Raw genomic sequence first — 13902 nt, 5'->3', positions numbered from 1 at the left:
GGCCGGAGTATCGGCCGCGCTTCTAGCGTTGCCGGAACACGAGCATCGTCTGGCCGAGCTCGATTCGATCGCCGTTGCTCAGGATGTGGATATCATCAATGACCGTTCCGTTGACGCGGGTCCGGCCGCTCGGGGCGTGGTTGCGGAGGACATAACCCTTGGCCGTCGACTCGATCTCGGCGTGGCGTCGAGCCACCGCGCGATCCCCGAACAGGCCGACTTCCGCACGCTCGTCCAACCCGAGCGCGGAGACTTTCCGGGCGAGTAGGTAGACGCGTCCCTCCTGCCTCCCTGAGATGACCTGGATCCAGGCTCGTCTCAAGACCTGTTCCACGAGCGCCAGGAAGAGGCCCAAGCCGGCCCCCAGGATCACGATCCCGAGCCCTTGGCCCAGGCTGTTGTTGTAGCGATGTCCGAGGCTCTGCCGGAGCCATTCGAAGAGGTAGCCGCCCACCAGGCCGCCGAGTCCTCCACCGAGGAGGCCGTAAACGAGGCGCTGTCGGGAACGCTCGGCCAGTCCCTGACTAACCCCGATCCCGAGCCCCAGGACCGCCCACGAGAGGGCACGGCCCACCAGGCCCCCCTGGAACCAGCCGATGACGGATTCGCCGAGTACCAGCCCGAGCGCTCCCCCGGCTGCGCCGGCCAGGGCTCCCCAGGTGGAGGCGCGGCTGAGCTTGATCCAGGCACCGTCGCGAAATGGCCCGGCGGCATTGAGGAAGAAGCCGATGGTGCCACCGATCGCGACTCCTGCCAGGGCGTCGCGGACTAGCACCGAGTCGGCCCGAACGAGCTCGACGTAGAGATAGAGGCCGAAGATGGCGCCGAGCGCCCCCGCCAGGGCGAGGTCGTAGGCCTGGCGGACGTTCACGAACCGACTCCGCGCAAGCGGGACGGGCTTGCTCGCGACGCTCATTGAATCTTCCGCAAGCTACGGCCCCCCTCGGCGATGACCCGGGCAATGTGGCCGAACGTTTTCACGAGCTCGCCGGCATGGGCGAAGATCGAACCTTGTTCGCTGCTTGCGATCCGACGAAGATAATCGAGGTCGGCATCGCCCATGCCGATGGCCACGATCTCGATTCCCTTCTCCCGCGCCGCTTGCGCACTCTCCACTGCGCTTTCGGAGGCGTCGGGGTATCCGTCCGTCAGGACGACCATATAGCGGATCCGATCTGTGGCGACGAGCCGTTCGCTGGCCAGGTCGATCGCGTCGGTCAGATTCGTGCTGCTGTCCGGCTCGAGCCGGGAGATTGCGGCTTGGACCTTCCTCGAGTTATCAGTGGCCTCGGCCTGCAAGGTGACCTGGGTCGAGAACGAGATCAAGCCGACTTCCATGGTGGTAAAGTCGCACCGGTCGAGGAACTCGCGCGCGGCGGTCTGGGCTTCGACCAGCGGGAAACCGGCCATGCTTGCCGAGACATCCATCAAGAGGTAAACGCGCACGGGTTCGGGGCGGCCCGCCTCGACGATCGATTCCGGAGCTCGGCCGAGCCAGGAGAGATCGTTGGGGACCGGCTCGACTTCCATCGTGAGGCGATGTCCGGTATCACGCTGAACCGCGGCGACCTGCACGACACCGTTGGCGTCATACGACATTTCCAGATCGATCGTCACTTCGGAATCGGTGGCGTGGATTCCCGAGCAAACATATTTGCCGAGAATCGTGCAATCCAACGGGAGCTCGCTTTCCCCTTGGGTGATGTAGACCTCGAGTTTCGAGTTCGCTCCGCCGTGCGTGGCGTGGAGATAAGACCTGGAATTCTCAGCGGGAATCGGCAAGTTCCGGCGGATCACGATGTCGTTGATGTAGCGTGAGCCATCGGGACTGATGGCGACGGTGCCCAGGCTGTGGGACATCACGTCATGAATTCGCCTTGCGCCGGCGAGACTGTATTGCGGGGTGGCGTCGCGGGAGGACTGACCCTCCTCCATGGCCGCCTGAATCGCGGCTCCGAGCGCAACGACCTCGTCCACGTTCACCCCGGTTCGCGGGGGAGCGCCCGCCATCTGGGTGACGTAGGTCCGAACCATCGGCATGCGCGTGGAACCGCCGACCAGCAGTACTCCGCTGAGCTGCTTCCAACTGAGCTTGGCTTCTTCGAGGGCCTCTTCGGTCAGTCGTCTGGTCCGGTCCATCAGTGGGAAAGTCAGACTCTCGAATTCCGCGCGGGCGAGTTCATAGCTCCGTCGCTCCGTCCCGAGCTGGAGCGTGATCCGGGTCGTGGCGCGGTCGGAGAGGGCCCACTTGGCTTGTTCGCTCCGGACCAGGACCTCGTTGAGGGCGACCGGATCGTCCAGGGGATCGATCCCGGTATCGGCGGCGAATCGCTCTGAGAGGAACGTTGCGATCCGATCGTCCCAGTTCTTGCCCCCCAGGTCGTGGTCACCCGCAGTGCTCAGGACGGCAATTTCTTCGGGGGTGATTTGGGCGACCGTCACGTCGAACGTTCCGCCCCCCAGGTCATAAATGAGCACGGTCTCACTGGTCCCGGTCCGTTGCAAGCCGTAGGCGAGGGCCGCTGCGGTCGGCTCGTTGATGATCCTGAGGACCTCGAGCCCCGCCGCGTTCCCGGCGTCGATCGTGGCCTTGCGCTGGGCGTCGGCAAAGTAGGCGGGGACGGTGATGACCGCGCGGTCGACGACCTGTCCGAGCTTGGCCTCGGCGTCTTCCTTCAGGCGTCTCAAGACGAGAGCAGAGAGATCGCTCGCGTTGTAGTCACGGGTCCCGAACCGGAGTTGATAGAGTGGGCTTCCCATGTGGGGTTTGAAGAAGCTGGCGATGTCGTCATTGCCCAGCCGCGCCCACTCCTTCGCTTCCTGGCCGACCACCGGGGGATCCGTGCCGAAATACACCACCGAGGGGGTAATGTTTTGCCCCTCGCGGTTGGCAATCACCTCGGGCCGGCCGTAGGTGTTACGCCAGGCCACCACCGAATTGGTGGTCCCGAGGTCGATGCCGACGAACGTGCTCGCCATTCTTGACTCCCGCTGAATGTCAGCACGCTTGAAGGATTGTTGAGGTCGGAACGCCTCGAGCCCTGGTTCAGGAGACGTTCAGCAACCGCAGGGCCGACGACCTCTCGGCAACCTCCTCAGCGTTCAGGACCGCCTCGGTCTCGAACTCGACGTCGATCGAGGCTCCGCCGGTCAGGTCGGTTGCGGTGACGATGAGCCGGCCGTCCCGGTTAATCGCGAACTTGACCCGGATCGGGCTCCGAGCCGGCAGACTGGGGGGGAGGTTCAGCGTGGCCGTGCCGACATCCTTGCAGTCGAGCGGTTCGGGGCTGTCTCGTTCGCCGGCCATCACGCGGATATCGACACCGGCCTGGTTCGCGGTGTCGGTGCCGAAGTCACTGCTGTATTCCATCGGGACTTCGCCGTTGCGCGGAAGGAGGTAAACGACGACGTCCTTGTTTTTCTCGTCGCGGGCCACGACGCCGAGGCTCTTGCTCAGGACGTTGACGATCTTGGTGCTGACGAGCTCGCGCACCGGGCCGGTGAGGGTGAATCCGAGTTGCTTCTCGATCCGATCGAGCGCTTCGGCCACCTGTTCCTCGGATGCGGCCTCGAGACTCTGTCCGTTGGCCGGATCGTCGGCCGTGGTGCCCTCGGGGGCGAGGATCTCGCGGACCGAGTCTTCGAGCGATTCCTTCAGGCCAAACAAGGCGGCCCCTTTCGCGACCGACTCATCGGGGTCGAAGCTTTCCGGTTCCTTGGCAAAGTCGGCGACGATCCGCTCGCGCACTTGCGGCATCCGGGTGGCGCCGCCGACGAGGATGATCTTGTCGAAGGTCTCGTGCCCTTTGTCCCTGGCGTCGGCCAGCATTTCGCGGGTGAGCTCGAGCGTGCGGTCGAGCAGGTGCTTGGTGATCTCATCGAACTTGGTGCGTTCGAGCTCCACGCGGGCCTGCTGGCCGGCGTGGGTGACCCGGAACGGGGCCTTTTCGCGCTGGGTGAGTGTCTTCTTTCCGCGCTCGGCCTGAAGAAAGAGGTCATTGAGGACCTCGGGATCGTCCATTGGGTCGGCGTCGAGTCCTGTCTGTTCGCGGAACTGGTCCGCCAGGTACATCACGATCGCCTCGTCCCAGAGGGTGCCCCCGAGACGATGGTCGCCGCCGGTGCAGATGACCCGGATTAGGCGGTCCTTGATCTCGATCATCGTGATGTCGAAGGTGCCGCCGCCGAGGTCGTAGACGAGGACGGTCTGATCATCCCCTTGCTCGAGCCCGTAGGCGATGGCGGCGGCGGTCGGCTCGTTGAGGATGGCACGGACATTGAGCCCGGCCAGACGCCCGGCGTTGGCGGTCGCTTCGCGTTCGGGCGTTCCGAAGTAGGCCGGGCAGGTGATGACGACGTCAGTAATCTTCTCTTCGCCCAGGGCCAGTTCCGCGTCACCGACAACTTTACGGAGGATGAACGACGAGATGTCCTCGGGGCTGAAGACCTGACCGTCGTGCTCGAACACGTAGTTCGGGTCGCCCATGTGCTGCTTCACCCGCGAGACGACGCGGTGCGGTTCGACCTTGGCCGACTCCTTCGCCGTGTTGCCCACGATAATGTTGTCACCGTCGAAGAGCACGACCGAGGGAGTGATGCGTTCACTCTCCTGATTGGGAACGATCACCGGCTTCCCATGCTCGTCGACGTAGGCGATCGCCGAATAGGTTGTCCCCAGATCGATTCCGTAGACGCGCTTGAGACCTTCGCTCACGGCAACGGCTCCCTTTGACTGGGCCACTGCAAACAAGAGACTGGCTCGAAAACCGGGAGTCGAGCCGTCTCGCCCTGGATCTTCGTCGAGTCGACTGAATTATTGATTGTAATCGCGGAGTGGGGTCGATGGCAGTCGCTCATTTTTTTCGAATGGAGCGAACGCGGGAACCCGGAGCGGTCCGAGCGGCTCTAAAAATGGTAGTGGTCGGTGGATTCTGCCGGTCTGCTTGGGCCACGATCCCCGATCAAATCGGGAGGCGACGCACAGCTTGTCCCTAAGAAAAATTCCCCTCGCACGTTTTTCGATTAGGTCCCATCGCAATCGCCGGATCGTCATGTAGATGAGGAGGGTCTCCCATGAAACCTCGAATCGGACGATATCTGATCGTCTTCGCCCTGGCCTTGGCGGCCCAGCCGGATCGAGCCTGGTCGCAAGGCCTGATCATCGACCGTCGCCCTGACCACCCCATCGCGCGATCTTATGAAATCCGTGAAGTCACGGTCGATGCCAAGGTTCGCGACCAGGTGGCAGAGGTTCAAGTCTCCCAGACATTCCACAACCCGGGTTCGACCGTGCTCGAGTCGGAGTACTTCTTCCCGTTGCCGGAGGAGGGAGCGATCCAGAATTTCGTGCTGATGGTCGACGGCAAGGAACTCCCCGGCCGGCTCCTGCCCAAGGATGAGGCGAGACGGATCTACGAGGAGATCGTACGGTCCAAGCGCGATCCCGCATTGCTCGAATACATGGGGCGTGGCCTCTTTCGGACCAGCGTCTTTCCAATTCCCGCCGGGGCTGACCGCAAGGTCACGATGCGCTACACGCAACTTTGCAAACGCGATCGAGATCGGGTCGAGTTCGCCTATCCGTTCAGCACCCAGAAGTTCACGGCCAAGCCGATTCAGCGACTCTCACTCTCGCTCCAGATCCAGAGCCGGGACGCGATCAAGTCGATCTACAGCCCCACCAGCGACACAACGATCCGACGAGACGGGGATCACGACGCTCGAATCGTTCTGGAACAGCATGACGTGGTCCCCAAGAACGACTTTCGCGTGATCTACTCCCTGGCCGAAGGAGCACTCGGGACCACGGTCATGAGCTACCGGCCCAGTGGCTCCGAGGATGGCTATTTCCTGCTGCTGACCAGCCCGCAGGTCAAGCCGGCCGACGTCAAGCCGCAGCCCAAGACGGTCATTTTCGTCCTCGACCGCTCGGGCTCGATGGCAGGCAAGAAAATCGAGCAAGCTCGCAAGGCCCTTCAATTCGTTCTGAACAACTTGCGTGAAGATGACTTGTTCAACATCGTCGTCTACGATGATCGAGTCGAGACGTTCCAGCCCGAGCTCCAACGCTATACGTCGCGGACGCGGGCCGAGGCGGGTCGCTTCGTGGAGAACATTCGCGAGGGAGGAGCGACGAACATCGACGCCGCCCTCAAGTCAGCGCTCGGCATGATTCATGATGATTCACGACCCAGTTATGTATTGTTCCTTACTGACGGCCTGCCCACCGCTGGCGAGACGAAGGAGATGGAGATTGCCGATGGTGCGCGAAAGGCGAACCGGGAGCATGCACGGATCTTTGCGTTTGGCGTCGGTTATGACGTCAACTCACGCTTGCTCGATCGGATCAGCAGTGGCAATAGCGGGACCAGCGAGTACGTAAAGCCGGACGACGACATTGAGTCCCACATTTCCCGGTTCTACGCCAAAATGACGAGTCCCGTCCTGACCGATCCGCGAATCGAGTTCGCGGACACCGACGTCAACCGGACCTATCCCCGCGACCTCCCCGACCTATTCGAGGGGGGACAGCTCGTTTGGGTCGGTCGCTACCGCCAGTCGGGCCGTACCACCGTCCGATTGACCGGACGTACCGGCGATGAGCGCCAAAGCTTCGAATTCCCAGCCGAGCTCGCCTCGGCCGATCGAGGCACGGCGTACGAGTTCGTGGAGCGGGTCTGGGCGATGCGACGTGTCGGCCACATCATCGACGAGATCGATCTCCGCGGCCAGAACAAGGAGTTGATCGATGAACTTGTTTCTCTCAGCACGAAATACGGGATCATGACCCCGTACACGTCGTTTCTCGCCGACGAACGGGTCCCGCTCCACGCCGGTGTGGCGAACACTTTTCGCGCGGGCGTGCGACTTCGCGAGCTCGAAGCGACCGACGGCGCGAGCGGCGTGAACCAGCGGGGGGCCAAACGCTACTATCAGGAAGCGGCACGACCGTCGACGTCCGGTTATGTCTTCTCCCCAACGCCATCCGACCCTTCCACGACGAGCTCGACCTTGAATGACCGCTTCGAGACTCTCGGTGGAATGGGAATGAGCGCTTCGCCGGCAGAGTCGCGGCTTGCACGAACCCAACCGCGGCTGGCTGGAAACCACCGAACCAACGAACTTGTGCAGTTGGGAGCGGAGGATAAGGGGACCGCGGGGAAACCATCGGTACGTCAGGTCGGTGGGAAGACCTTCTATTTCAAGAACGGGCACTGGATCGATTCGACGGTCAAGGCCGAGGACGTCGCGAAAGCCACGGTCATCGAGCAGTTCAGCGATGCCTTCTTCCGTCTGGCGGAGAACCAGAAGCCCGAGCTCAACCAGTACCTGGCCTTCGATGAGCCGGTGACGGTCAATCTGGATGGCCAGATCTATCGATTTGAACTTGCAAAGCCGTGAGAGTCCGAGAACCTGGTGGATCTGTTATGCCCGAGAGGTAGGTCCGGCAGATCCCTGTGCGTCGCGCCTGGCCTACTTCTTGAGGGCGTAGACCGAAACAAGCTCGGCTCGGATGACCCGATCGCCCGCCTGGAACCCTTTGCGGTGCCGAGCGGCGATCTGCTTGTTGAGTCCGGCTTCCTCGGTCACCACCGTCGCGACCGCCCGTTGCCGTCGCGGGTCAAACGACTCCCCCTCCTGCGCATAGGGTTCGACCCCTTGACGATAGAGGATGTCCTCGATCCCTTGCTGGAACCCGCGCATCAGGCCCAGGAATCGGCTCGCTTCTCCGTTATCTTCGTCCTGGGCCTCGGCAATCTTGCCGATGTCATCATGCAGTTGGATCAGGTCGACGAAAATGGGTCGAAGCACGTTCAGGAGCAGCCCTTGCTTGTACTCCTGCAACTCGGCATGCAAGCGATCGACGACCTTCTCCCGTGTAGCCTCCGCGCGAATCTCACGATCGAAGAGCGTCTGCAACGCATCGAGCTTGCGATGGAGCGTCTCGCCCAGGGCCGCAATCGCCGGTAGGGTCAAGGCGTCGCTCGGCTGGCCTTGATCCGTAGTGAGTTCAGCGGGCAGAGCGAGCTCGGCCTCGGTATCGATCGACTCATAAGCCGACGCCGGGATGACGAAGGCAATCTCCGGCGCGATTTCTTCGGGAACGAGGGGCTCGGGGAGTGCCGCCAGGATGAGGTCGTTCTCGGGCTGCAATTCGTCGGCCATGGCGAATTTCAAAGGGCGGATCGGCTCCGCCTTCTCCTTGAGGGTCCTCGCTCCGGGTACACGGGATCGATGACAGCCGCACCCGAAAGCGCCACGATAAGAAATGAGTTCTGGAAAGGAAAGGGCACGCCGATCCCCATCGACGTCACCCGATCATTTTCCGGGGGTCGCCCGGAGTTGCTCAACCAAGCCGGTGAGGCCCGCGAGGTTGGCCCGTAGCTGCGTTTCGGCATCGCCGGCGGTATGGTTCAGGATACCGACCGGGCCTTTCCAGCCACTGTCGCGGATCGCGCGCAGGAGTCGCAAGTCTTCGTCCCCCTTGCCGATCACGAGGATCTTCTTGTCGTGATAGTCCCCTTCAACGACCATTCCGTTGAGGTTGATCGCGAGCAGTCGTGGCTTGATGAGCTGGAGCACTTCGGGGAACCGCGGCAGATGCTCATGGCCGTGGTGGAGGTTGTAGACGATCCCGACGTTCGGGAGGCCGAGCGTGTCGATGATGGCGAGTTGGTTCTCGGGCTGGCCGAACCAGGCGCCGTGGTTGTAGAGTCCGACGGTGCAGCCGATCTTCGCTGCCTCTTCGGCGATGGGCCGGAGCCTGGTCGCTTCGGAACGGACCAGGGCGCGTTGCTCCTCGGGGGTCCGTGCCGGGCCGACCGCCCCCGTGACCCAGAGCTGCGTCTTGATCCGGTGCTTCGCCAGCGTATCGAGGATAAACCGCGCGTCCTTATCGAGGGTCGTCGGGAACCAGACAGCCGTCAACTCGATGCCGTGCTTCTTCAGAGCGGCCAGTTCGGCTTCGAAGTGAGGCAAGTGCTCCGCCCGCCAGTCGTAGGCAAACCGCCGTAGTCCCAGCCGTTCGAGCATCACGGCCCGCTCCTCGGGGCCACGCTGCTTGGCGTCAAAGGGAACGATGCACCATGCCGCCAGGTTAGAACGGTCAAAGAGCTTGAGGTCGGTGCCCGCGTCGGCGCGAAGCGGGCCCGCAACAGTGCCCAGGTTCACTGCCAGAACAGCTAGACAGATCCAGCGGGTTCGCATCGGTCTCTCCCTTCAGCTTCGAGGTCTCGGTCTATCGACCTCGGTAAAACAACCTGACTGCTCGGCCGTCGTCGGAGTCCCCTGGGATGAGATCGCGTAAGCCGCTTTTGAATACACCAGGGAGTCTCGTAGGGTCTCGAGCCACGCCCCCACCGTCACCGCTTCTTTCATCTCAATCGAGACCCATCCTTCGTATTGCACGGCCCGCAATGCCGTTCGGAAGGCGGGGTGGTCCGCCCCTCCGCGCCCGACCGGCGCGAGGTGGGGTTCGCTGGCATGGAAATGGCGACAGCGGGGGGTGAGCCCGACGACGGTCTGCACGGGGTCTTCGCCAGAGAGGGTCATTCCGCCCGTGTCGAGGTGGAGCCCGAACCCTTCGCTATCGACCCGCGCGACCAACTCGGCAGCCTCGACCGTGCTCGTGACGAAGTCGCAGCCGTAGGCGGCCGGGTTGGCCTCGATGCAGAAGGCGGTTCCGCTGTTCGCGGCGTAGTCACCGAGTTCGCGAAAGATCGCCGTGGCGATCACATCGGCCTCCTCGCGGGGCCGGTCCCCGATGAGTCGGTTTTTTGGCGAGCCGAACACTAATGCTCCCGCCCCAAGCGCCGATGCCAGGTCGATCATCCCCTTGAGGTAATCGATGGTTTGCCTGTGCACCGCTCCGTCCCCGAACAGGACGAGATCGGGTCGGCCGAACAAGAGTGCCTGCAGGGCAACAACCCGCAGCCCGCGCTGTTCCCAGGTTTTGCGGTACGCCAGGACATCAGACTCGTCGGCGTCGAGGGGGCGGGGCCAGACCTTAGTCGGGGCGATCTCGACCCCCTCGGCACCATGATCAGCCAGGATCTTCGCAGCGTCGGCGTCGGCTCCGGAGGGCCACGCGATGTTCGAGACGGCTAAGCGCATCACTCCGTTACCTCCTGTGACGCAACGAAGGCACGCAGTTCCGACAAGACCTGCTTTCGGGTCGAAATGTATCCGCCCGAGCCGCCGAAGACCCGGTCGTGCTTGGTGCGGAAGTCGTACCGCGCTGGGGTCACCGCCGGTGTGTTTGAGAACTCGAACCCGAACCCCTCGCGGGCCACTTCGCCGACCGATGTCGGCTCCGTGGCGAGGTTCACGACGGAAAGCCCGGCCTCGAGTGCGATTTCGATGTCGCGCCAGAGGTTCCCCACCCAGTAGAACTGAAAGACGCCGCGGGCGTCGATCTTGTCCAGCGCATTACCGTGCAGGAAGTCGTAAACGACGTTCTTCTTGAGTCCCTCGCCGAATAAGCCCGGAAGCCGGACGATCAGCGTGTCGAATTGATCGGCGGCCCGCCGCTCGAGTTCGTGCCGGTGCCGGCCATAGGCCGTCGGCCGTTCGTGCCCGGGATCGACGTCCTCGTCGACGTCGACGGGGCGGGCGTAGACGTCGACCGTCGAGATCAGGACCAGCTTCCCGATCACGACCTGCCGCAGCGACGACCAGAGGCGGTCGATGACACGGAGGTCGGCCTCGGGGTCCTGGTTGGCCTTCCACTTTTCCGCAGGCGCACCGGAACAGACGACAAGGTCGAACGACCGGCCGGCGATCATCTCGATATTCTTCGAATTGAAGTAGGCATCAAACTTTCGCTCGTGGGCGAGGTTGCTCCCGACGAACCCTGTGTGACCGATCAACGCGCTGGCCATCGTTCCCCTCCTGGGCCCCGACCGTCGCGGGGGGGTTGTAGCGTTGCAGACAGGCGTAAAGGAGAGTCTGGAGGACGAGGAGGTTGCCCCGGAACTTGCTGATCTTCGTGGGCACCTTCCCCTTCGGGTACGCCCGCGTGACCGGTCGCTCACAGACCTTGAACCCTAACCGCGCGGAGCGGATCGCCAGGTAGTAGTGGAGCTCATACCGAGAGAAGACCGCGCGAAACGGGGCCACTCGGGGATCAAGCAGCAGCCGCCGGCTGTAGGCCCGGAAGCCGTTGGTTGTGTCGGTGTAGTGGAATCCCGCCGCCAGGCTGATCAGCGGAGCGTGGAGCAGCTTGATTCCGAGCAGCCGTGACGGCGGGGTGTTCACCGCCCTGCCCCCGATAAGGAACCGCGAGCCCTGAACGTGGTCGTATCCCTTGTCCAGGGCGCGGACGAACTTGGGGATCGCCGCCGGGTCGTCCTTGTCGTTGCCGTCGATGACGATCACGCCCTCGTAGCCCCGGCGGATCGCGTAGGCCAAGGCCATTCGCATTTGCGCGGCGAGCTTCCCCGGACCCCGCTTGACCAGCAGCGAGTTGACCCCCAACGGCACGAGCCGTTCGGGACTCACCGAGCCGTCGGTGCTGCCCCCGTCGGCGATAATGATGTCGACCCGGCTGCTCAGCGGTTTCATCCGTTCGAGTTGCCGGGTGAGCCGCTCCCCTTCGTTGATCACGAAGACGCAGGCGGCGTACTTCGACCGCTTTGGGGCGAAGGCGTGTTCCTCGGACTCGGGTACCTCCCACGGCTCGCCCGTGGTCTCTGGTTTGGACTCGTCCATGCACTCACCTCGCGGTCCGGTTGTGGGGCGTCTCACGAAACGTTCCTCCGTGCGGGGTCGGGGAACTTGACTGTACTGCACCGCTCGTCCAGCACGTGGTACAGCGGACGCTCTTGCGTTTCTTGCATCATCCGAGCCACATACTCAGAAATAATCATTAAGTTGAGGAATGCGAAAAAAAACATGAACGAAATCTGGAGCGAGAGCGTCGTCCAACCCTCGGCGACCTGGCGTTTCACCACGTTCACGAGGAGGATGTAGAGGACGTAGATCAGGTTCATCAACCCGGCAAAGGCGCCAAGGTAGCTCACCGCCCGAAGCGGAAAGGGTGACTGGGTAATTAACACGGCGATTGCCTCGTCGACCGCCTCCCGCAACGGACGCACGTAGCGTTTCGACGAGCGCGCGATCTGGCGGTAATCGTAGAGGGTCACGGCGTGGCCAACGGTGCACGACAGGAACCCCAGATGCCTGTACTGCGACTTGGTCCGAGTGATGGCGTTGACTGCGGTGCGCGACAGGACGCAGAACCCCGTTGCGTTGACCGGGGGGGCGTGGTGAAGCAACCGCCGCATCAGAAAGTAGAAGGCGTGCCTGGCGAAATGGGACAGACGCCCGCGACCGGGCTCGCGGTCGGACACACCCAGCACGACCCCGTTGCCGTCGCGTTCCGCCGCGTCGACCATCGCCGGAAGCTCGTCGGGCGGGTCGGACAGGGGACGCATCACGGCCACGTAGTCACCGATCGCGGCGTCGAGTCCCGCCGTGACCGCGACCTCCGCCCCGAACCGCCGGGTCAGGCGGATCAGCCGAAGGCACGGGTAACTCGAGAGCAGCCGTTCGACCACGCTCAACGTGTCGTCCGTTGAATAGTCATCGACCAGGACAATCTCGTAGTTGATCCAGTGGCCCCGGAGCGTCTCCAGGACCTCGGCAACGAACGGAGCGATCAGGGGGCCGTCGTTCTGGACCACAGCGACGACCGAGATCAGCGTTTCTGTACCCATGATTACCCGGCCCTCCGGCTCCTGGAGATCTGGTCGACTGACTCCAGGGCGTCGTAAATGTTGTCGATCTTGGCCCCCATCACACAGTGCAAGTCGGGCAACCCGTGGTGGGCCCGCATCAGGATCGGTCGACTGTCGTCCGCCTCGCTGGCCGGCAGGACCGTCTTCACTTCCCAGAGTGAGTCGACGTGGACGCACCCCGACAGTGCGGGTAGGTAGCGGAGGGTATCGCGGAGCATGTACGGGTATTGGCTCACCCGGGGAGACTGGTCGAGTGTCTCGTACGGATCACGGTCGTCGGCCTGGTCGTTCCAGGCCACATGCGGGGTATACCGTACGTGACTGAGGGTGTGCAGCCCCCGCGCGGGGAAGGGCATCACCGAGAAGAACGGGCCGCACATGACCGTAATCCCCAGGTCTCGAAGCGGAGCGGGGACTTCGACCAAGGCCATCTCGGTCAACTCGTGCTTCATTGGGATCGGCGGCAGTCCCGATGCCCGTAGCAGCCGGTTGATCCCCGCGTAAGTGCAGTTGAAGACCTGCCCGGCCTTGACGCCGTGGAGGCCGTCGGGCGTCCCGCAGACCAGCCGGAGCCCCCCTTGCGGGTGCCTCTCGACCAAGGCCACCTCGCGTTCCAGGAAGACCTCCACGCCCGCCGCCTCCAGCGCTCCGGCGGTACGCGCGGCCAGTTTGTCGGCGTCGAACGCGTACTCCTGGACGGCGAACACCTCCTCAATCAACCGGAGGTCGAACAACTTACGGATCCGGCTGGGGGCCGGGCTGAGGGGCGCTCCGATCCGGTCGAAAAAGCGCTGGAACTGCTGTCCGGTCACCTTCGAGAACGTTCGGGCCACCGCGTAGTACTTATCGAAATTCGAGACCACGCAGTCGCCGAACTCAGCCACGAACCGCGGGAAATTCACGCGAGAGAGCGGAAGGCCGTCAGCACACTTCGCGGGTAGTGGTAGCCGTTGTGGACCCGCGCCTGGTTGTGATATGACGCCCGCCCCAGCAGCCGGCTGCCCCGTTCCACCACCGCCACCCGCGCGTTCTGCCTCCGCAGGTGAAGGGCAATCATGCATCCGAAGAAACCGCCGCCGACCACGACGACATCGTATGACCCTCGCATTCCTTTTGCTCCCCCTTCCATGGGTTGCCTAAACCACCGTCGTGGCCGCGAACGGCC

Annotated in this window: 12 protein-coding genes; 1 reads left to right on the top strand and 11 read right to left on the bottom strand. The window is 63.3% G+C overall.

All coding sequences use genetic code 11. The features are described 5' to 3' along the window. Positions 1–22: 22 nt before the first annotated feature. The 3 genes from V5E97_RS37500 to V5E97_RS37490 all read right to left on the bottom strand — a co-directional run bounded on the left by V5E97_RS37500 (position 23) and on the right by V5E97_RS37490 (position 4714). On the bottom strand, positions 23–916 hold the full coding sequence (locus tag V5E97_RS37500) for an FHA domain-containing protein (RefSeq protein ID WP_406696648.1): 894 nt from the start codon (positions 914–916) through the stop codon (positions 23–25). Continuing rightward, positions 913–2979, bottom strand: a complete 2067-nt coding sequence (locus tag V5E97_RS37495; RefSeq protein ID WP_406696647.1) for an Hsp70 family protein — start codon at positions 2977–2979, stop codon at positions 913–915. The genes V5E97_RS37500 and V5E97_RS37495 overlap by 4 nt, the downstream gene beginning before the upstream one ends. 67 nt (positions 2980–3046) lie before the next feature. Further along, positions 3047–4714, bottom strand: coding sequence for an Hsp70 family protein (locus tag V5E97_RS37490; protein ID WP_406696646.1), 1668 nt, complete (start codon positions 4712–4714; stop codon positions 3047–3049). A 359-nt stretch (positions 4715–5073) separates the two neighbouring features. Here V5E97_RS37490 and V5E97_RS37485 point away from each other — a divergent pair, with 359 nt between their 5' ends. Beyond that, positions 5074–7401, top strand: coding sequence for a VIT domain-containing protein (locus tag V5E97_RS37485; RefSeq protein WP_406696645.1), 2328 nt, complete (start codon positions 5074–5076; stop codon positions 7399–7401). Between the two features lie 72 nt (positions 7402–7473). On the opposite strand, the gene V5E97_RS37480 is transcribed toward V5E97_RS37485, so the two are convergent. The 8 genes from V5E97_RS37480 to V5E97_RS37445 all read right to left on the bottom strand — a co-directional run bounded on the left by V5E97_RS37480 (position 7474) and on the right by V5E97_RS37445 (position 13845). Next, complete coding sequence (locus V5E97_RS37480) at positions 7474–8166, bottom strand: nucleotide exchange factor GrpE (protein ID WP_406696644.1); 693 nt, start codon at positions 8164–8166, stop codon at positions 7474–7476. A 153-nt stretch (positions 8167–8319) separates the two neighbouring features. Continuing rightward, positions 8320–9207, bottom strand: a complete 888-nt coding sequence (locus tag V5E97_RS37475) for a sugar phosphate isomerase/epimerase family protein (RefSeq protein WP_406696643.1) — start codon at positions 9205–9207, stop codon at positions 8320–8322. 12 nt (positions 9208–9219) lie between these two features. Next, a complete protein-coding gene (locus tag V5E97_RS37470; protein ID WP_406701278.1) occupies positions 9220–10113 on the bottom strand; it encodes a sugar phosphate isomerase/epimerase family protein in 894 nt (297 codons plus the stop codon). Further along, complete coding sequence (locus V5E97_RS37465; RefSeq protein ID WP_406696642.1) at positions 10113–10880, bottom strand: NAD-dependent epimerase/dehydratase family protein; 768 nt, start codon at positions 10878–10880, stop codon at positions 10113–10115. The genes V5E97_RS37470 and V5E97_RS37465 overlap by 1 nt, the downstream gene beginning before the upstream one ends. Continuing rightward, on the bottom strand, positions 10813–11709 hold the full coding sequence (locus tag V5E97_RS37460; RefSeq protein WP_406701277.1) for a glycosyltransferase family 2 protein: 897 nt from the start codon (positions 11707–11709) through the stop codon (positions 10813–10815). The genes V5E97_RS37465 and V5E97_RS37460 overlap by 68 nt, the downstream gene beginning before the upstream one ends. A 32-nt stretch (positions 11710–11741) precedes the next feature. After that, positions 11742–12716, bottom strand: a complete 975-nt coding sequence (locus V5E97_RS37455; RefSeq protein ID WP_406696640.1) for a glycosyltransferase — start codon at positions 12714–12716, stop codon at positions 11742–11744. A gap of 2 nt (positions 12717–12718) precedes the next feature. Continuing rightward, on the bottom strand, positions 12719–13621 hold the full coding sequence (locus V5E97_RS37450) for an FAD-dependent oxidoreductase (protein ID WP_406696639.1): 903 nt from the start codon (positions 13619–13621) through the stop codon (positions 12719–12721). Between the two features lie 14 nt (positions 13622–13635). Further along, positions 13636–13845 (bottom strand): FAD-dependent oxidoreductase, encoded by a 210-nt coding sequence (locus V5E97_RS37445; RefSeq protein WP_406696638.1) that lies wholly within the window; start codon positions 13843–13845, stop codon positions 13636–13638. Positions 13846–13902 lie beyond the last annotated feature (57 nt).

Source organism: Singulisphaera photorubra, from assembly GCF_045290345.1.
Lineage (GTDB): Bacteria > Planctomycetota > Planctomycetia > Isosphaerales > Isosphaeraceae > Singulisphaera.
This window is presented reverse-complemented; position numbering and strand designations above follow the sequence as displayed.

Bases quoted from the DNA above. Each gene is read 5' to 3' on its own strand.
- V5E97_RS37455 (WP_406696640.1), bottom strand. From the start codon at position 12,716: ATGGGTACAGAAACGCTGATCTCGGTCGTCGCTGTGGTCCAGAACGAC.
- V5E97_RS37470 (WP_406701278.1), bottom strand. From the start codon at position 10,113: ATGCGCTTAGCCGTCTCGAACATCGCGTGGCCCTCCGGAGCCGACGCC.
- V5E97_RS37465 (WP_406696642.1), bottom strand. From the start codon at position 10,880: ATGGCCAGCGCGTTGATCGGTCACACAGGGTTCGTCGGGAGCAACCTC.
- V5E97_RS37460 (WP_406701277.1), bottom strand. From the start codon at position 11,709: ATGGACGAGTCCAAACCAGAGACCACGGGCGAGCCGTGGGAGGTACCC.
- V5E97_RS37480 (WP_406696644.1), bottom strand. From the start codon at position 8,166: ATGGCCGACGAATTGCAGCCCGAGAACGACCTCATCCTGGCGGCACTC.
- V5E97_RS37445 (WP_406696638.1), bottom strand. From the start codon at position 13,845: ATGCGAGGGTCATACGATGTCGTCGTGGTCGGCGGCGGTTTCTTCGGA.
- V5E97_RS37485 (WP_406696645.1), top strand. From the start codon at position 5,074: ATGAAACCTCGAATCGGACGATATCTGATCGTCTTCGCCCTGGCCTTG.
- V5E97_RS37495 (WP_406696647.1), bottom strand. From the start codon at position 2,979: ATGGCGAGCACGTTCGTCGGCATCGACCTCGGGACCACCAATTCGGTG.
- V5E97_RS37475 (WP_406696643.1), bottom strand. From the start codon at position 9,207: ATGCGAACCCGCTGGATCTGTCTAGCTGTTCTGGCAGTGAACCTGGGC.
- V5E97_RS37500 (WP_406696648.1), bottom strand. From the start codon at position 916: ATGAGCGTCGCGAGCAAGCCCGTCCCGCTTGCGCGGAGTCGGTTCGTG.